Genomic DNA, 20,099 nt, shown 5'->3' with positions numbered 1-20,099 from the left:
TTCGTTGCTATGCCGGACGCCCCGACTACACTCGCAACGTGAGACTGACGCACATCCTGCGCAGGTCCCTCAGCTTATCCAGACTCGCATTCTCAACCCCGTCACCTTTTCGAGCCTTTCGCGAGGCACGCGTCGGCATGGTGAAGTTGTTTGAGGGTGCATTTGCAACATGAATTTCAGCTTCCTGTCCCCCACTGACGCGACCACTTCGGCACGCGGAGTCTGGGGGCGGTATCACGAGGCCACTGATGACGATCGGTAAACCGGGCAAACATTCCTCAGGTCGTAGTTTCCGCGAAAATCTCGCCAATCGGCTGGGATTGGGCGGTGACGAAGCCACACGACGCCGGCGTGGAAAACGCTCCATGAGCGTCCGTGAACGACGGGCAACAATCGAACGACGATTGCATTCGCAATCGCTCGAGGCTCGTCAATTGTTGGCGGGGCCCGAACTCGTCGGCATCCAACCCAACAGCGGTGAATTGATCCGTGGCGGCACGTCGATCGATTCGGCTCCGTTGTTCGGTACCGATCTGTTGCAGACCGCGCCGAACGAGTTGCGATTCCGTTTCGACAGCAATTCGTCGATCGACGTGGCCACGTTGCTTAACCCCGCAACCGCCAACGACGACACGTTGTTGCCACTGGGGTTGAGCATCACACGCGCGGGCAGCGACCAACGATTTGAAACCGCGACGGCGCTCACCGATTTCGGTACGAGCGTTAACGCGACAGAAAATCGACGCGTTGAAGTCGAGTTCCGCGCCGCCGCTCCAGGCGTGTCGGGCAACGGCACCACCGTTCGGATCACCAACGCGAGCGTCGCCGGCAGTGCGGCCCCGGTTGTGATCGCCTCGGTCGACCCGGACTTGAAAACGATCGACATCCGCCTGAACACCAATTCGCCTCGCCCGGCGACGGTCAGCGATCTGCTCGAGACGCTGGAAAATCATCCAACTGCGAACCAAGTCGTGACGGCGTACTCGGTTCATGGTTTGACGACGACCGCGATCAACACCCACCTGCCCGCGACCGGCCTGACGTTGAACCTCGACGGTGCCAACACGGCCCGCGCGACGACCGATCTCGGTTTGGGCGACACGACCCAAGTTCGGTTCCTGGCCAACCAATCGGGAGCCGCCGGTCGTGAGATCAGTATTAGGATCACTCCCGCAAACCTCGGTTCGTCGTCGACGCCATTGGTCAGCGTCGCGAACAACGTGATCAACGTCCGGATCAACTCAACGGCCGGTGCTCAAACGACAGTTGGCCAATTAGTTACAGCCATCAACAATTCGGCGACTGCGGCAAACCTCGTCACCGCATCGCTGCAACGTGGCAGCTCCACGGGATTGATCTCAACCACATTCACCACCGTTACCGCGGCCACCCCAACGGGCCTGCCTTTGACCGGTGCGAGCGACACGGTCGTGTCTCCTGGTTTCGTCGGTATCGGCGACACCGCGAACGAAGTCGTGTTCCGATTTGCCGAGCCGTTGCCTGACGACGCTTACCAAATCGAAATCTACGGCGAAGGCGAACGGGCACTGCTCAACACCGCCGGCGAAGCGTTCAACGACGGTGAAGATTTTGCCGTCCAGTTCGAGATCAACGCCGCACCGCAGGTTTTGGCGGTCGTGCCAGAGCCGGTGACCAAACAGTCCGACGGACGATTGATCTCCGAACCCAACGTCATTGAAGTTTACTTCACCAACGACGTTAACAGTTCGGTTTTGAACGCGAACTACTACACCGCTGTTTTCACCCGCGATACCGTTACCGGTGGCGATGACGAAGCGATCAAGCCGATTGCTGTGGAAGCCCTTGATGGGCGTACGGACGCGGTCCGAGTGATCTTTAACTCACCGTTCTCGCGCACACCGGATCCTGACAACCCGGGTTCTTCGATCGAAGGTTCGGTACGTTTCCGAATCGGTGATAGCACCGCATTGCCGGCCGCACCGATCGAAACTCCGGTTACCGAAGCCGAATCGGGCGACAGCATTTATCGCAATGCCGCGTCACCGATCGCTGAACCTGGTCCGATGGTGCTGACGAGTTTCAACGGAATTAACCTCACTCAAACGAGCGCCATTCGTTTGACGGGTGGTTCGATTGAGAATGCCCTCGGTGAGATTCTGCAGTTCCCCGGCGGCAGCGATTACGAAGGTGTTCGTGACATCCGTCCGGATGATCCGAGCAGCAACGATCGTGTTGTGCCATTGGGTATCTGGCGAACTGACGGCGATACGACTGCCGGTATCAGCACGATCTATTACAACTTCCCTGACGAGTGGCAGGGTGAAGACTTCGGGACGCAGACCACCGACCTGAACGAGACCTACAGCAACGCGATCACTGAACAGCAAAAAGAACGCGTTCGCGAAGTCGCCTCGTTGTTCAGCGAATACCTCGGCATTCAATTCATCGAAGTCGGGCAAGACGCCGCTGCGGCGATCACGAGTCCTAATTTCACTGGCGAAGTCGGCCCCGTTTACAGCATCGGCGTGGGCGAATTGTCGAGCACGTTCGACGGAACGACGGCACGCGTCAACAGCGCCGCTGGCGGTGTCACCGTGGCGAGCCGCGAACTCGATGATCAGGGCAACACGTTCCTGCCACTCGAAGTCGATTCGCTCCCGGTTAACGGTAACCAATTGATCGTTCTCGACGGTCAGGACTTCGACCAAAGCACCGATGACTTCACCGGCGGTGAATTCTTCCGCGGCGTGTTCTTGGGCATCGGTCAATTGCTCGGCTATGGTTATGCCGATCACCTTCCACAGCCCATCACTCAGTCCACCGACAGCGTTCTCGACCCGACTCAACTGACTCAGGATGCGATTCCTTCGACGACTGCGGACCTGCTGGACACCAACGAGTCTTTGTTCCCGAGTCCCGCGGATATCGTCAACGGGCAGTTCTTGTATCGCCCCGAGAGCAACGACATTGACTTGTATCAGTTCACGCTCGCCAACAAGGGCACGCTGAATATCTCGACGATCGCCGAACGATTGGCATCGTCGAGCACGCTCGACACGATGCTGCGGCTTTACAAGATCGAAGGCGGTTTGCCGATCGAGATTGCGGCGAATGATGACTACTTCAGCAACGACTCGATGATCGAAATCGAAGTCGAGAAAGGCACCTACGTCGTTGGCGTCAGCGCGTCGGGCAACGATCAATACGATCCGATCATTGCGGGCACCGGTATTGGCGGCGTCAGTGAAGGCGACTACGAAGTCGCGATGACGTTCACACCGACGACGACCACCTTGTCAGCGATTTCGGACGGTGTGAACATCCTCGACGGTGATGCGGATGGCGAAGAAGGTGGTTTGTTCCAATTCTGGTTTGAACCCAACGACGCCAACACAACGGTCTACGTCGACAACTCAGGCACGACCGCCGGAACCGGCATACCTGGTTCGATTACCAACCCGTTCAGCACGCTCAATCAAGCGTTCGCTAGCGTCGAGGGGCGTCGACTCAGCAATAACCCGGTTGAAGTCGTTCGTGTCGTCAGCGGTGGCACCTATAAGATCGGCCGCACCCAACTCGGTTCGGCTCTGACTAACGGTGAATTGACTACCATCGACGTTCCCAAAGACGTGAACTTGGTTCTCGATGCGGGCGTCCGGTTTGAAATGTCCGGCAGCCGAATCGGTGTTGGCAGCACGTCGGCTTCGGTCGACCGCAGTGGCTCGTCGATCCAAGTTCTCGGTACGCCTGATAGCCCCGTTGAACTGGTCGGCTTCGGAACCAATCCGCAAAAGGGCACGTGGGGCGGTATCGAAATTCGCGGCGACATTGACTACGCCGACGACAGCCGCACGAACATGGAAGAGAACGGCGTCTTCCTCAATCACATCCAATACGCCGACATTCAAAACGCCGGTGGTCAAGTTCGCGTCGACGGCGGTTTGCGAACGGTTTCCGCGATCGAATTGGCTGAATCGCGGGCCACGATCATCAACAGCATGATCACGCAGTCCGGTGATGCCGCGATCGCAGCGACGCCGAACACCTTTGCCGAGACTCGGTTCGACGAATCGCGTTTCCAAAACGAAATCGCCGCTGGTGCGGGACTGTCGGACTACTTCACGAGCGACTTTGTTCGCATCGGTCCACACATTCGTGGTAACACGATCACGGACAACACCTACAACGGTCTGCTCATTCGAATCAGTACGCCGAGCGGTGGCAGCACCGAAACGCTCGACTTGAATGCTCGCTTCGATGACACCGACATTGTTCACATCTTGATCGAGAACCTTCTCATTGAAGGAAACCCTGGCGGACCGGTGAGTCTCAGCGAAAGCCCGAGCTTGCTGCTCACCCAGGCCACAGGCGCTGTGAACACGCCGACGATCGATAACGGCGACATTCCTCAGGGACAATATGCTTATCGGATGACGTATGTCACTCGCGACGGTTTCGAAAGTGCCGCCAGCGACGCGAGCCTGACCGTGACGTTGTCGGCGACCGGTGCGATTCGACTGAATAACTTGCCAACGGTCGTCTCGGGTACGGATTACACCGGACGTCGTTTGTATCGTGCCCCCGTTACCGGCACGGATGTCAATGGCCAGCCTATCTATGGTGAATTCACCCGAGTCGGTCGTCTGAATACGTCCGACACATCGTTCACCGATACCATCGCAACCGGTCTGACCCCATTGGATCCCGATCGTATCGGACCAGCCAGCCTCGCGTTGTCGGGCCGACTCGATCCAGGTCTCACGATCGATCCGGGCACGATCGTCAAATTGAACGACGCCCGCATCGAAGTCACGTTCGGTTCGCGATTGTACGCCGAAGGTACTGACACGGCACCGATCGTGTTGACCAGTTTGAACGATCGTCGCTACGGAACGGGCGGAACATTCAACACCAACGGTCTCGCTCAAGACTCCACACCGGGTGCCCCATCGGGCGGCGACGCAGGGGATTGGGCGGGCATCTACGCCGCGTTTGGTGCCGATGTTTCGATCGACCACGGTGTGATTGCCGGTGGTGGTGGAACGTCGCGTGTCGAAGGTGGTTTTGCCAGCTTCAACGTGATCGAAGCACACCAGAGCGATTTGCGGATTGCGAACACACGTTTCGAAAACAACGACGACGGACGCTCGTTTGTTAACGACAGCAGCAACAGCAATAACAACCCTGACGACCCACGCGAACAACGTGTCGGACGCGTCAATAACGCCAGCGGAACGATCTTCGTTCGCGGATCACAACCGGTGATCATTGACAATACGTTCATCGACGGCAACGGTCCAACGATGACCTTCGACGTCAACAGTTTCACCTGGCAAGAGCAAACCGATCCGGGACGTTCGACGGGCGGAATCGATGCGTTGGAGTTGCGTGGTAACAGCGGTCCGTTGATCAAGGGCAACTTGATCGAAAACAGCAGCGACAGCCTCGCGGGACTCGAAGTTCGTGGTGGCACCGTGGCAACGGAAGTCGTCTGGGACGATACGGACATTGTGCACATCGTTCGAGACACGATCGAAGTGCCGAACCAGCACATCTACGGCGGCCTGCGTATCGAAAGCGATGCACGGGCTTCCTTGGTCGTGAAGTTCGATACGCTCGGCGATATTCCCGAACAAACGATCTTCATCACTGCCGTCAACACGGCAACCGAACCGGCGGACCTTCCTGTTCCTGGTGATGCCGATTTCGTATTCGATGGCTCGCTCGACGAACCCGGAGATTTCACGTCCGTCACACCGGCGGACGCGACTGACTTCGATTTTGGTGTCGAGATTGGCGATGACTTCGTTGAAGTGACCATTCTAGAAACGACCGGCGCGACCATCGTTGATAATACCTTCGCCGGAATTCAACTCAGCCCTGAGTTTGATCTTGGTGCCTTCGACAACGCGACGCTGGACATCGGCGGCACATCGCTCAACGGCTTCGACAACGGTCGCCTGATCGTCATCAATGGCATAATGTTCCTGAACATCGCTGGTTTGACGTTCGAGCCGAATGATGTCATTCGTATCGACACCGGCACGATTTTCCCCGAGAGTGAAGTTCCATTCCAAGAAGATGCGTTGCTTCGCCGTCAGGCTGGCATCGTGGTTGGTGGTAATAGCTATACCGCCGAAGACGAATTGAATGGCATCGCTGACCGTATCGGTGGCAGCCTGCAAGTGATCGGGCAACCGGACTTCCCTGTTGTGCTGACTTCGCTCGCTGACGATACCGTGGGTGCAGGGTTCACGCCTTCTGGCCTGGCGAACCTGAATACCGACGGAGCCAACAATACCCCGACGCCCGGTGGATGGGATGGCATCGTGATCCGCGAAGCGGCGTCCGATTCCAACGCGTCGATCACATCCGAAAACGAACCATCCAACGTCGGTCTCAGTGATACCAACGCGGTTGCCAGCCGTGCACAGTTTGTCGGTGAAGTCGCACCGGATCGTGCATCGGGAGATGAGAACCGCCAGCTCGGCCTGATCGTCGACGGTGAATTGTCCAGTGCGAGCGATGTCGATGTTTACTCGTTCGTTGCTGAGGCTGGCACACAGGTTTGGTTGGATATCGATCGCACAAATTTGAGCGTCGATACGGTCATCGAACTCGTTAACGCCAACGGCCAAACGTTGGTGTTGTCGGACGACGCGATGGCGGAAGCTGCATTGATCGAGGAACTTTTGAGCCTTGACGCGGCCGACCCGAACACCGCCGCACGTCGCGAAGAATTGCGAGCGTTGATCAGTGCTCGAACCGGTCGAGGCGATCAAGCTCTCGATATCGATTCGATCTTCGGTTTGGCTACCGGTCAAATCGACTCGAGTGCTGGTTTGGTTGCCTTCCAAGACAACTATTCGATCAACAGTCGCGACGCCGGAATGCGAGTGATCCTGCCCGGCGTGGTTGGACAACGCACGCTTTATCACGTCCGTGTCCGCAGTGCACTTTCGACCAGCTCGAAGAGTACGCTGACGAGTGATGGAAAGAGCCCGATGGTGGTGGGCGATACGAGCAACGTTGCCGACAACGAAGATTCACTCCAAAATCAAACCGGCGGATTGCGTAACGGATTGACTAAGGGTTCATACCAATTGCAGATTCGGATCGAAGAGGCCGATGTTTCTGCTGGAACTCAAATCCGCTATAGCGATGTCATGTATGCCGACAACGGCGTGCAAATCATCGGAGGACCGCTGCACAGCCCACTCGCGGGTGAAGATTTCGAAACCGCGGGCGACAACGGCACATTCGGTAACGCTCAACGCCTCGGTCTTTACGACACGCAGTTCTCCGGCGACCCGGCACTCGACCCGGCTGCCGTTGTGCAGCCTGACGGATCGATTCTGATCTCGCGTGATTCCGCGACGGTCGACCGCGTCGATGTGGAACTCAACAATGGTGCTGGCCCTCTGTCTTCGGACCGCTTGGCCAAGAATATCTCCGGCTTCATCGACGACACCAACGATGTCGATTGGTTCGAGTTTGAGATCGAATATCAGCAGCTCACTCGTGACGATGCGGCCATGTATCTCGCGACCGTTTTCGATATCGATTACGCCGACGGCGCCTCGCGTGCTGACCTCTCGCTGTACGTCTTTGACGCGGCCGGTAACCTCGTTCTGATCGGTGGTGATTCGAATATCGCCGACGACATGAATTCTTCGGGGGCGACCAGCACCTCGGATCTGTCTCGCGGATCCTACGGTACCGCCGACCCATACATCGGTTCGGCTGAACTTCCCGAAGGCACCTACTACGTTGCGATTTCGAACAAGTTCCAAGCCCCCGCGCAGCTGGATCAATTCACCACTCGGAACCCGACCAACCCGCTGATCCGCCTCGAACCTGTCGACAGCACTCGCCGAATCGCGGAAGAAGGTTTCGAAAACCTCGGGAACCCGTCGGCCTACACGCAGGTCGCCGAGGGCCCAGTTGTGCCAGTCTTGTTCGATAACAATTCGATCATCGAACACACGCTCGACGACGTTTTCCTGTACGTCAACAGCGGCACGGAATTGTTCTTGGTTAACCCGTTCACCGGTGCTCGCTACGCGACTCTTGGCGGATTCGGAACAACGATTCTCGACGTCGCGTTTACCGCCAACGGCGAACTGTTCGGATACACCGTTCCACAACAACTCGATGACGGCAACTACACCTACGCCCGCATCGATACGGTTAACGGCACGATCACACCGTTGGAAAACACCGGGATTGAGACTTCTCACGATTTGGAAATCGAAGAAGACGCCGTCCAGGTTCTCGATGAAGACAGCGATGACGGATTGATCGTGGAAGCGATTACGATCCGTAACCGCTTCGGTGAAGAAACCGGTTACTTGGTCGCCGATCGCCCGGTCGTTCGTCAAGGTTTGACCCCAGGGTTGAACTTCAACCGTCAAGGTTACACCACGAACATCTTGTATGCGTTCGATGAAGAAACCGGTGAAGCGACGGGCCCCGATTTCGACCTCACATTGGCCAACGCCGGTGCGGGTACGAACATCCGTGAAGTCGGCCAGATCGATACGAGCCAAGATCCAGACGACGGACAACCCGATGACGCCAACGTGATCGGAATTTCGTCGGCGACAGAAGTCAATGCCGCTGGCGTTGCGGTTCCGCAACTGTTCGACGGTGATAACTTCACTCTGACCAACGGTACGCAGTTCGTTACCTTCGAACTCAACCAAGGTTACACGCTGATCTCGTCCGACCCGGCGAGTATCGCCAACGGCACGACGCTGTCAGTGACGCTGCCGGGACGTGCACCGGTGACCTTCGAATTGACCAACGCACCGGATCCAACGACGCCGGGCAACGTGATCGTGAATATCGATCGCACGGCCAGCAACACGGTCTTCATCGAGCAACTCGCTGCCGCAATCCAGGCCCAATCGCCAGGCATTCCGGTCTCGTTCAAGGGAACGCAATTGGCATTCCCAACTGCCACCGCGGTCACGTTGACCCCACCGAACGCGAACCCGGTCAGCGGCCTCACGCTGAACGGAAGTCAATTGGTTCAGCCCGGTCGGGTTCCGGTCACGCTGTTGCCGACGGATTCCGCCGAAACGATCGCCAACCGAATCGTTCAAGCGATTGCGACGCAAAACGCGGGCGGTGCATTGCCGACCGTGATCGGCACCTCACTGGGCCGTGCGGTTCAAATCACCGGTGTTGTCGTGGACGCCAACTCGGCCGCCGGAAACCTCCGATTGGGCGGCTTCGCTAACGGTGGATCCATTACGGGTATCGAATTGGTCGGCAACGACCTGTATGCGGTCTCCGATGCGGGGGGACTCTACCGTGTTCCGTCCGGATTCCTTGGATTTAACGGCAGTGCAGGCAGCAACGCCAACGTGGGCCAATACGTCGCCTCGTCGACCGACCTGATCGGCATCAACTTCTCCGGTCTTCGTGCCGGGCCTAACAGTCTGCGTGACGCCGAAGGACGGCAAATCCTGTTCGGTATCACGAGCAACGGTGACATCCACGCGTTCAACCTCGACGGCGAATTGCAAGCGGTATTCGCCGGCGGACGCACGTCGATCAGCACCGGCATCTTCAACGCACAAGGTCTCGACTTTGCGACGCTGGATTACAACCTGTGGCACGTCACCAGTGCACGTGATTCAGATGAAGGTCACGGAATTAACGACGCTTACCATGGCGCCCGTCCCGATCAAGGCGACGCGAACAATTCGCTCGTGTTCAATTACACCGCCGCTGCGTTCAACGGTAACTACGGTGCCGGTGAAGCTCCGGTGCAGAATATCAATACGGCGGCTGAGAACGTTCGCCAAGACGGGCAGGACGTTCAGGGAACATACAACTTCCCCGGCGGTGCACGCGGAACGGTTCAGTCCAACGCGTTCTCGTTGGAGGGATACTCGGCGGCCGACTTGCCGACCATGTACTTCAATTACTTCCTGGAAACCGACGGTGTCGATGACGACTCCGCGAGCGACGACGACTTCGACCTGTTCGGCGAAGATCAAGACACGCTTCGCGTCTATGTTGTCGACCAGCACGGTGTTGAGCATCTCGTCGCAACGAACAACGAACAACGTCGCGACGGGTTGTTCGATGACGAGTTCGACGATCCGGCCCAAATCGGCGTTTACGACGACTCGATCGATGTCGACGTGCAGCAACTCTATGACAACACCGGAACGTGGCGACAAGCACGCGTCTCGCTGGAAGAGTTCGCGGGCCAAAGTGGTCTTTCGCTGCGGATCGAATTCTCGACCGCCGGCACGACCTCGACGCTGACTGACGAAATCCGCACTGTCGCGGCGAGCGAGCTGATTGACGGTGAAACGTTGATCATCAACGGCGAGAGCTTCTCGATCGACATGGCTCCTGTCGTCACGTTCTCATCGGGCATCTCGCTCCAACAGCTCTATCAAGATCCGAATGCGACGTCGACATTCACTGTCGACGGTCAAACCTATCTGCTCAATGACGGCACTCGTACGGTGCCTGCCGGAGTGATCTCGATCAATTTGCTCGCTGGTCAGCCCGTCGGTGCGACTCTCGCCGAGCTGACTGCGGGCGATATCGCTCGTGCGGTCGCTGAAACGTTTGATATACAAATTGACTTGGCCCGATTGCTGCCAACAGGCACCGAGATCGAGCAATTCTACGACGCCAATCCGATCCCAATCGGTGTCGACCCCGATGCGTACTATGCCGAGAACCCCGATAAACTGTTCACTGTTTACCTCAACGGCACCGAATTCGTTCTGCTCGACGGTGACACTCAGCGAAGCGACCTGACGCTCGGATTCAACACGGATCTGTTCGCCCGTCGCAGCCAAGTGGATGTCTTCTCGCTCTTCGAATTGCTGTCGATCAACGGCACCGACGCGACCAGCTTGGACGATTTGTCTGCCGACGATGTTGCGTTTGTGATTGGTTCGCTGATCGGCGAGACGGACTTTGCGGTCGACTACGGCCAACTCGTTCCGACGGCAAATATTCTCGACAACTACTACACCAACAGCGACGCGGTATTCATTGTCACGATCGACGATGTCGAGTTCGTGCTCAATGATGGGTTGCGAAACGTTGGTGTGAACCAAGTGTCGGTTCCGTTGGGGAGCGACGTGACGCAAGCCGACGTTGCCGGCGAATTGCAAGCGATCGTCGAAAGCACCTTCGGCATCCAAACGCCCGCATACGGTTCGATCGATCAGTTCGACTTCAGCGACCCATCGGATCCGACCGACCCGTTCGGCAACCCGAACCCCGCCGGTGAACTCGGTCGTAACGATTTGACTTATCAAGCCACGCCGATTGCTTACAGTGGCGGCAACTTGATCGTCAACGGCCGAGGAACGCTCGGCACGATCACTCCGACACTGATCACCAACCGCGGTGATGTCGACCTGGTTAGCATCGACAACCTTGCTGCCGGGACAACTGTTAGTGTCAGTGTCACGTCCGATCAGCCAGGCGTCGATAACAACGTTCGCTTCTTCGATGAAGACGGCATCGAACTGCTCGCCGCCGGCGGTGGAACGCTCGCTGTCGAGAACATTGCTGACGGCACCATCTCTGTGGTCATCCCGAGCAACGGGTTGTACTACATCGGAATCAGCGGCCCTGAAAACTCGACCTACGATCCCCGTATTTCCGGTACCGCAGACGCAGCCCAAACCGGTGGATACGCCGCGAGTATCTCGATCGAAGCCGACATGAACATTGTCGCGTCCGGTGCGAGCGTCGAATTCGGCGGTGCCGGAATCGTCAGCGTTGGTGCCGCCGAAGTCACCGACGGTGCCGCAGACGGATTGGCCGCGAGCAACCAGAAACCACTGACCGGTACGCCGATTTCGGTTAGTCGTGGTGACTCCGCCGCAGACGTCGCGATCGCATTGCAAGCCGCATTGGCGGAACGCTTCGCCGGTGGCGACACATCGCTGATCCCGGTTGCCGGATCGGCCGTCCGATTACCGAACATGAACTTTGACGCCGACCAACTCGGTCCATTCGTCTCGACCGCAGAACGTTACGGCGATCGTTTCGGTGGCGACTATCAGGCCGGAGCTTCGGCCAATGATTCCGAAGGTGCGTACATCGACGACATCATCATCGGTTTCGCTGAACGGGGTGAAATGGTCACCGCAGCAACCCCGATTGGGGCCGAGGAAGTCTTCGTGGATTCCGGTGAATTGTCGCTGACATCGCCTGCGGAATCACCACGTCCGACATCATCGGGATCCTATCAACTCGAGATCCGCGACGCATCAGAATACGTTGCTTCGGGAGCGGTCCTCGAAGGTGCTCCGAACTTGGTCGACGCACGCTTCCGTGCGTTCGATACCAACGAGCGTTTGGTGTCGTCGAGCGTTTCGCTGGTGACCAAGCCGGCATCGGAAATTCTTGACGGGTCGACCTTCACGATCGCGGGCGAAAACAACCGGGTGACGTTCGAATTTGACGTCCTCGATGCAGCCGGCAATAGCAACGGCTTCGCACAAAATGCTAACCGTGTGCTCGTTCAGATCGCCGCCGACGCGACTGCGGAAGAAGTCGCAGACACGATCATCGGACGGATCAGTTCGCAACAGGTCAGCACCGTGCTCGGCGTTTCGGCAATGCGTGGTAACCTGACCCGCGCCAACACCCCCGGCAGTGTGCCCGATACTCGCATCAACCTCTCCGGTGCAACATCGATTCGCACCAACGCGATCGGAGCCACCGCATTCGTTTCGACGACGACCGACGATCTTCGCGGTGACACCAACCGTGATCGTACCGAACAGGGTGTGATCATGATCGAGAACAGTCGGTTCATTCACAACGAAGACGCCGGTTTGCAAATCTCGCGTGATGCGTCCGAGTCCGTGATTTCGGATGATCCGATCGACGCGACCCCGTCGTTGGTGACTTACGCTCGCAACTTCCTTGAACTCAACACGGAAAACCTGATCCCAGGTGTGGTTGTTCGCAACAACACCTTTGCGTTTAACCAAGACGTCGGTATCGACATCAGCGGTCTGGAAAACAGCGGTTTCGCATCCGAGAACCCTGTCGGATTCGACCGTATCTTGAACAATACGCTCGTTGGTGGAACGATCGAACAAACCGCGAACCTCGGTTCGCAGATCTTCGAATCGACGTTCTTCCCTCTCGGTGCGATCTCGTTTGCGGACAGCGTCCTGGACAGTGAAACGGTTCATGGCCCTGATGTCGAGGAATCGTTCACCGATAGTGAAGCCGCTCTCGGTTCGCCGGATTGCTTCGGCGTCTCGACGACCGATCCTGAAAACGGCTTGTTCACCTTCTCGCTCGGATCGGGCGGAAGTGCCGTCTTTGCATTCGATGACAATCTGTTGACGGGTAGTTCGAGCAATCCATCGGCAGTGATGGGAATCGGTGACGGTATCGATGACCTCGTCATTTTCGAAACCGGTATTCCTGAACGTGTTCGTGTCGAGATCAGTCGCGACAACGTCACCTATTTCAACGTGGGTGAGATATTCGGACTCGAAAACAAGATCGACCTCGACGCCTTCGGCTTTGGCCTGAGCGATCGTTTCTCCTACGTGCGATTGACTGACCTTTCGCCATCGGGAACGAATAACTTCGGTCCCGGCGGTGCGGACATTGACGCCGTGGGTGCGATCTCGACCGTTCCTCGTGACACCTTTGTTGCCGGGCAAACAGGCATCCGAGTCGCGGACAACGCGGCACCGACACTGCTCAACAATGTGGTTAGCAACTTCGAAGTCGGATTGTCGGTTGCTCCGACTCCGACTCTCGCAAGCGGTCTGATCGACGTTTCGGCTAGCCTCACCGTCATCGGTGGAACAACCTACTATCGCAACGATCTGGCATCGCTGATCGCAGGCATCGACGGCATCGGCCAATCGGCCCAGTTCATCGACGCGAGCGATTCAGTGTTCGTCGACGCTTTCAACCTGATCTTCACGCCTCAATCACGCACCCCGATCATCGACAGCGGCATCGCGTCGCTCGAGGATCGTGCGTCGTTGATCTCGCTGCGGAACTCACTCGGACTGCCTTCGAGCCCAATTCTTGCACCGACGTTCGACGCCAACGGTCAACTGCGGGTTGATGATCCAACGTTCGATGCTTCGTTTGGTGTCGGATTGAGCGGTTTCATTGATCGCGGTGCGGAAGAGCGGACTGACAACGAAGGACCTCGCTTCGTCCTGACGTCGCCACGTGGTCAAGATCTGATCTTCGATCAAACACGCGATCTGTTCGGCCGTTCGATCACGCAAGGCACGATCTATGACGCCTTTGAAATTCAACTGATCGATGGAATTGTTCCTGCCGATACCGGATACGGCGTGGGCGTTAATGACAACACCGTCACGAGTGAGAATCTGTTGGTGACCCGTTTGGTCGTCGGCAGCACCACCGTCGAGTTGCTCGAAGAAGGCCGAGACTACAAGTTCTCCTACGAGCCGTCCGACAACACGATTCGAATCACTCCGATCGCTGGCATTTGGGCCGATAACGCTGTTTACACGGTTGAGTTCCTCGGTACCGAAGCCGGCAGTGCGGACGGATACAACGCTGTCCTGAAAGCCGAAACCGGACTCGAGTACGCCGACGGTGAGAAGACCTTTATCGATGGTCAAATTCTCGAAACGGAACTCGGTATCCAACTCGCCGTGCCATCGGCAGCGTTGACCGAAACCGACGCGTTGACCGGATTGACCAGCTCTGCGATTAACGGCCAAACGATCACCGTGTTCGATGGCGTAAACACGCCCGTCACGTTCGAATTCGTTACCGACATCACTGAGGAAGTGGTCAATGGTATCGTCACCGCGACCGGCAACTACGCAATCCGTCTGCCATCGACGGCATCGGCTCAACGAGTCGCCTTGTTGTTGACTCAAGCGATCAACGATCTATCGGCATCGCAACCTAGCGTGCTGAACATCGAAGCGGTTTACCTGGAAGACGACGGCACCAGCACAACGGGCCGCATGCAATTGCTCGGAACTCACGCCAACAGCGATCTGGCCTACGTCAGTTTCGATGAAGACGCGATGTTCCGCCAAGTGAACCAGGAACTCGACGTTCAGTTGTTGCCGCAAATTGACATCGATATCGATGGTTCGCGTCTGACGAATTACAACGAAACGATCGTGGTGTTTGACGGCACCCGAGAGGTCGCGTTCGAATTCGACACCGACGGGATCATCGCCGCGATCGACCCCGATGTGGATCGAGTCGTTTTGCAAGTCGCAGCGGACGCATCGCTTCGCGAATTGGTGCAGGCATTGATTCAAGGGTTCCAAGACGAGGACCTCGACCTGCAAGCATCCGGTGCCTCGGGTGTCTTCCGGGTACGCGGAACCAATGGACCGATTTCGTTGACGGCTCTAAACGGTGGTGCGTTGATCACGGGCAACAGCAGCATTGGTGTTTCGCTCGGATTTGGAATGCAAATCCCAACGACCGAAGGTGAAATTTCGACCGCGGTTGAGGACGGCCAAACGTTCACAATCGCGAGCGGACTGGGAACCCCGGTCACGTTTGAGATCGACTTCGACGGCGATTTGCTCAACGCAGGTGCCACACCGGTAACCGTCTTCGGTGGCGGATTCGGCGGATCACCGGACTCGCTCGCTAATGCGATCGTGTCGGCGGTTTCGCTCATCTTCCCATCGTTGACACCGATTAACCATGGTGGCGGTAAGATCACTCTCGGTGGCGACTCGGACATCCGACTCAGCACCGCGGGAACCGTAATCGAACAAGTCGGTTCGCCGGGCGACCCGGCGTCACAAGCCGTTGTCATTCGTTACAACGATGACGCCAACACTGTCGCCGAAGCGTTCGGAGACGCCGCACTTGCGGCCGGACTCGGCGGAGTCGACGGGACGGATGTTCGACAAATCGACAACCGTGTGTTGTTGAAGACCGACACGACGCCGATCGGTGACGCAGTCGTGACCGAATTCATCGCCGACAAAGCGGGCAACCGTCTCCAACCGGCGAGCGAACAGGTCAGCTCCCGCGTTGAAATCCTTGTCGGTGAACTGTCCGACTACGGGGACGCGTCGCTGACGTTCGGCAACGGGCAGAACTACCCAACCACGATCCAAACCGGCGGACCGAGCCACACGATCGTTGACAATGACGATGACGTGTTGTTCCTCGGCGGTTCGGTCACGGCCGACGTTAACGGTTCCAATGATGACCTCGACATCGATGACGGTGTGATCCAGCTCGGTACGTTGCAGCCTGGCTTCACCAGTGACTTCGAAGTCTCGATCAATCAACGTGCCGGAGCACCATCTCCATCGCAAACCAGCTACCTCGACGTTTGGTTCGACTGGGACGGCGACGGTGCGTTTGAGGAATCCGCCGGAGAAGTGAACCGGTTCACATTCCCTGCCAACACACCGTTCTTGGTCAACACGTTGGAGATTGCCGTTCCTTCGACGGCTCAACTCGGTGACGTTCAGGCCCGATTCCGCCTCAGCTATGAAGCGGGACTGGGACCTGTTGGAGCCACCAACGCCGGTGAGGTCGAAGACTATGTTTACACCGTTGTGAACAATCCTTTCACGGGGCGTACTCAGGTCGAAGACGTCAACGACAGCGGTGCGGTTACGCCACTGGACGCCTTGTTGATCATCAACGTGCTCAACGCGAACGGCGGTGGAGTCGACCTAACGAACGTGCCAGCTGGTTTGTCGTTGCCGAAGTATCCTGACGTCAACGGTGACGGCATGATCACCGAGATCGACGCACTGCGAGTTATTAACTGGCTCAACGCCAACAACCGTCCTGGTGAAGTTCCAGGATCGGAGCCGCTCGCGAGCACATCGACTCAGTCGGTCGCTTACTCGCCGGTTGCCGAAGGTGTAATGGCGACGAATTCGACGATCATGTTCGATCCGACCGTTGCTCCGACTTCGACGCAGACCGTATCGAGCCCATCGGGCGAACCGATGCCGGTTGCGGCGGACTCACCGTCACTCGACGAATCGATCAGCGAAACGTCCAAGACGAGCGTGTTCGATTCGCCTGCCACGATGCAACTCGACGGAATCGTCGACACGCTCGCTCAGGACCGTCAGGACGCACAACCGTCGCGATCGGATGACGACGTCTCGGTGCTCGACGATTTTTTCGCCGAGTTGGGATGATCTGAGGAGAGTTCGAACCAAACTAGGAGATAGACGGACGACGGAAAATGTGACGTGTGGCGGGCGAGAGTTAGGGGATTTTCATCCGAAAGCCCCTGAACCAGGCACCACGAACCGGAATTCCCCGGCGAGACGATGTTGATCGTTCTCGACGGGGCGAATCGGCTCGACACGCTCGTTTTCTGAATCGTCGAATCCTCTGACAAGGAACCGCACCGGGAGACCCTTCCCCCCGGCGGGGCTGTGTGATCGGATTTGATGAAACTCTTCTGGAGTTTCTCGCGTCTAACCATTTACTGGCGTGATCGTTGCGTACCCGATGACGCACGTCGCTGGTCTCTATTCTCCTCATTTGCCTAGTACCGCCTGTGCCGCGTCCCGATCGCCACCGAAAGCGTTTCCGACGCCCGAAGCTCGAAATTCTCGAGCGTCGGCGGGTGATGGCGGCTGAATTGCCATTCGGAGCAACGCCCCAGGACACGGCGGAATTCTTGCTCGGCACCGTCACGGTCACGCCGATCTTCTTGGAGTCCGATGGATCGATCGACACCAACGCACAGGATTGGACCGCCGCGGAAATTGACGCGGTGCTGGCTAACATTACGACGGGGGTGAATTGGTGGTCCGACGCGCTCGATGAACTCGACACGGTTCATTCGCTCGAGTTCGTCATTGACGATACGTATGCCCGAACTCCGGTTGAGACTGGCTACGAGCCGATCAACCGCGTCAGCGACAACTACAACCAATACGTCAGCGATTTTCTCGACTTTGCCGAAATCGACGGATCGTTGCAGCTCGATGAGGGCATGTTTGCGTTCAACAACGCCCAACGTGAGAAGTTCGGAACCGACTGGGCGTTCTCTATCTTCGTCGCCGATTCTTCGGAGGATACCGACGGATTCTTCCCGAGCGGCGGCTCCTTCCGCGGTGCGTTTGCATTCGCGGGCGGGTTGTACATGGTCACGCCTTCGACGCGTCCTTCAAGCACCATTGCTCACGAGATGGGGCACATTTTCTGGGCCATGGATGAGTATTCCGGCGGCGGGAATTACGCCAACAGTCGCGGCTACTACGACACCCAAAACCTGAACGCATGGGACAACCCGACGCCTGGATTCGAACAAGAAGACAGCATCATGGCGGGCTACGAGCGTCTCGTCGCCTCCTACGTTTCGCATACCTCGGCCGCCTCAACGTTGGCTCAGGTCGGCTGGCAAGACAGTGACGGTGACGGCATCTTCGATGTACTCGACGTGCCGTTGAATTTAGTCGGAACCGGTGGCTACAACACCGACACGTCTCAATTTGAATTCGTCGGCGAAGCGTCCGTCGGAACGCTCGCCAACCTGAATTCGTCAGGGCACCAAAGCGACATCACGCTGAACCGCGTCAGCCGATTGGAAGCGTCGATCGATAACGGGCCGTGGCAAACGCTCGCCGAACCAGACACTTACACGGCAACGTTTGATCTCGATATTGCGGTCCCGTCAGACTTCTCAACGATTCAATTAAGAGTCGTCGATGCTCAAACCGGAATCACGAGCGAAATCCTCTCCGCCACCCCAACGATTCCGCTGTTGTCGAGCAACACGAGCCTGACGGGATACGCGTTTCTCGATCTGGATTCCAACGGAGTTGCGTCATTGGGTGAGCCACTCCTCGGTGACGTGTCACTGACCATTCAATCCAACGACGGCAGTGAGCTTCCGCGAGGTAGTTTTGACGCGGCCGACACACCACTGAATACCGAGCTCAGTACGGTTGATGGGATCACTCTCGTCGGAAGCCTCATCGGAATGACGTCCGACGTCGAAGCCAGGGCGTTTGGCTCGTTGGACAACCTCCCACTGTTTCAGGTATTTGACCCGCAGTTGCAGTTCTGGACGCCGCGGCTAGGCCAGCGTGTGAGTGTTCGAGCAACACTTGATGAGCCGACCAGCTACGTCGAAGTTGACATCGTTGGTTTGGAGTCGGGTGAATCCTCCTATGGGAGATTCGAAGCCTACAATGCCGCGGGCGAACTGATCGATCGAGCGACCACGGATTTGCAGAGCAACGCGGACGGGCAACTCGATTTCGGTGAGACACAAACGCTTGGTGTCAGTGATCCGAATGGAGAGATCGCGTCGATACGGATCGCCGGGCACGCGGACACATCGATCGGGATGACCGCGATCCGCACGGGAGTGCCAGGTGTTTTGAACACCGACGCCTATGGTGGATTCTCGGTCGAAGATCTTCCCGCGGGACAGTACCGACTCACGGCGGTTGCGGATCAGGTTACCTATGGTTTCGATGTGATCGAAGTTAACCCTTCGGTGAACGGTCCGATCGTTCTAGCCGCGAAGATCGTTGATAGCCCTCGATACAACACCGCAGATCCATTCGACGTCAGCCAAGACGGTACGGTGACGGCTGTTGACGCATTGCAGGTCATTAACGACCTCAATCTGAACGGCTCGCGAACGCTGACGTGGGACGACACGGAAGGCAGCAAAATCGACGTGACCAACGATGGGGTCATCACGGCGCTCGATGCCCTGCGTGTGATCAATTACCTCAATGTCCGCGAGGCCGACGCCGCCCCTTCGGGTGAATCGGTTGCCGCATCAACGAACCTCGTTTCGAGTCAAGCTGCCGGCGAATCGACCGTGGTGACGGATGACTTCGCGGGCATCGATGAAGTCCTCGCCGAACCAATCAAATGGGTTAGCCAAGCGGATGCGGAACCCGATGACGGTGACGCAGGACTCGTCTTCCACGATACCGTCGATTCGTAAGGCCTTCTTGCACGTTGAGCCTCGCTACGACGAAACACCGCTCGATCTCGACTGAGCGTCGTCATTTCGCGGCAACGGTCCATTGGTGCCTGCCCAGTGTTTTTAGAACTAGTGTTTTTAAAAAACGACGTGGCCGCTCAGTCTGCATTCCCAGACACAGTATCGAGAAAAATCG

Annotated in this window: 2 protein-coding genes; both read left to right on the top strand. The window is 57.4% G+C overall.

The window, feature by feature from the left end; genetic code table 11:
- Positions 1–248 precede the first annotated feature (248 nt).
- Positions 249–17,141: a GEVED domain-containing protein gene (locus FHS27_RS22740; RefSeq protein WP_184307342.1), complete on the top strand. Its 16,893-nt coding sequence runs from the start codon at positions 249–251 to the stop codon at positions 17,139–17,141.
- 368 nt (positions 17,142–17,509) lie between these two features.
- Positions 17,510–19,924, top strand: a complete 2,415-nt coding sequence (locus FHS27_RS31560) for a dockerin type I domain-containing protein (RefSeq protein WP_184307340.1) — start codon at positions 17,510–17,512, stop codon at positions 19,922–19,924.
- The last annotated feature ends 175 nt before the right edge of the window (positions 19,925–20,099 follow it).

It is taken from the genome of Aporhodopirellula rubra (assembly GCF_014192335.1).
Taxonomy (GTDB): domain Bacteria; phylum Planctomycetota; class Planctomycetia; order Pirellulales; family Pirellulaceae; genus Rhodopirellula; species Rhodopirellula rubra.
The sequence above is the reverse complement of the archived record's forward strand: the minus strand, read 5'-3'. Positions and strand labels throughout refer to the sequence as shown.

Excerpts from the sequence above, each read along its gene's own strand:
- FHS27_RS22740 (WP_184307342.1), top strand. The coding sequence starts at position 249 with ATGACGATCGGTAAACCGGGCAAACATTCCTCAGGTCGTAGTTTCCGC.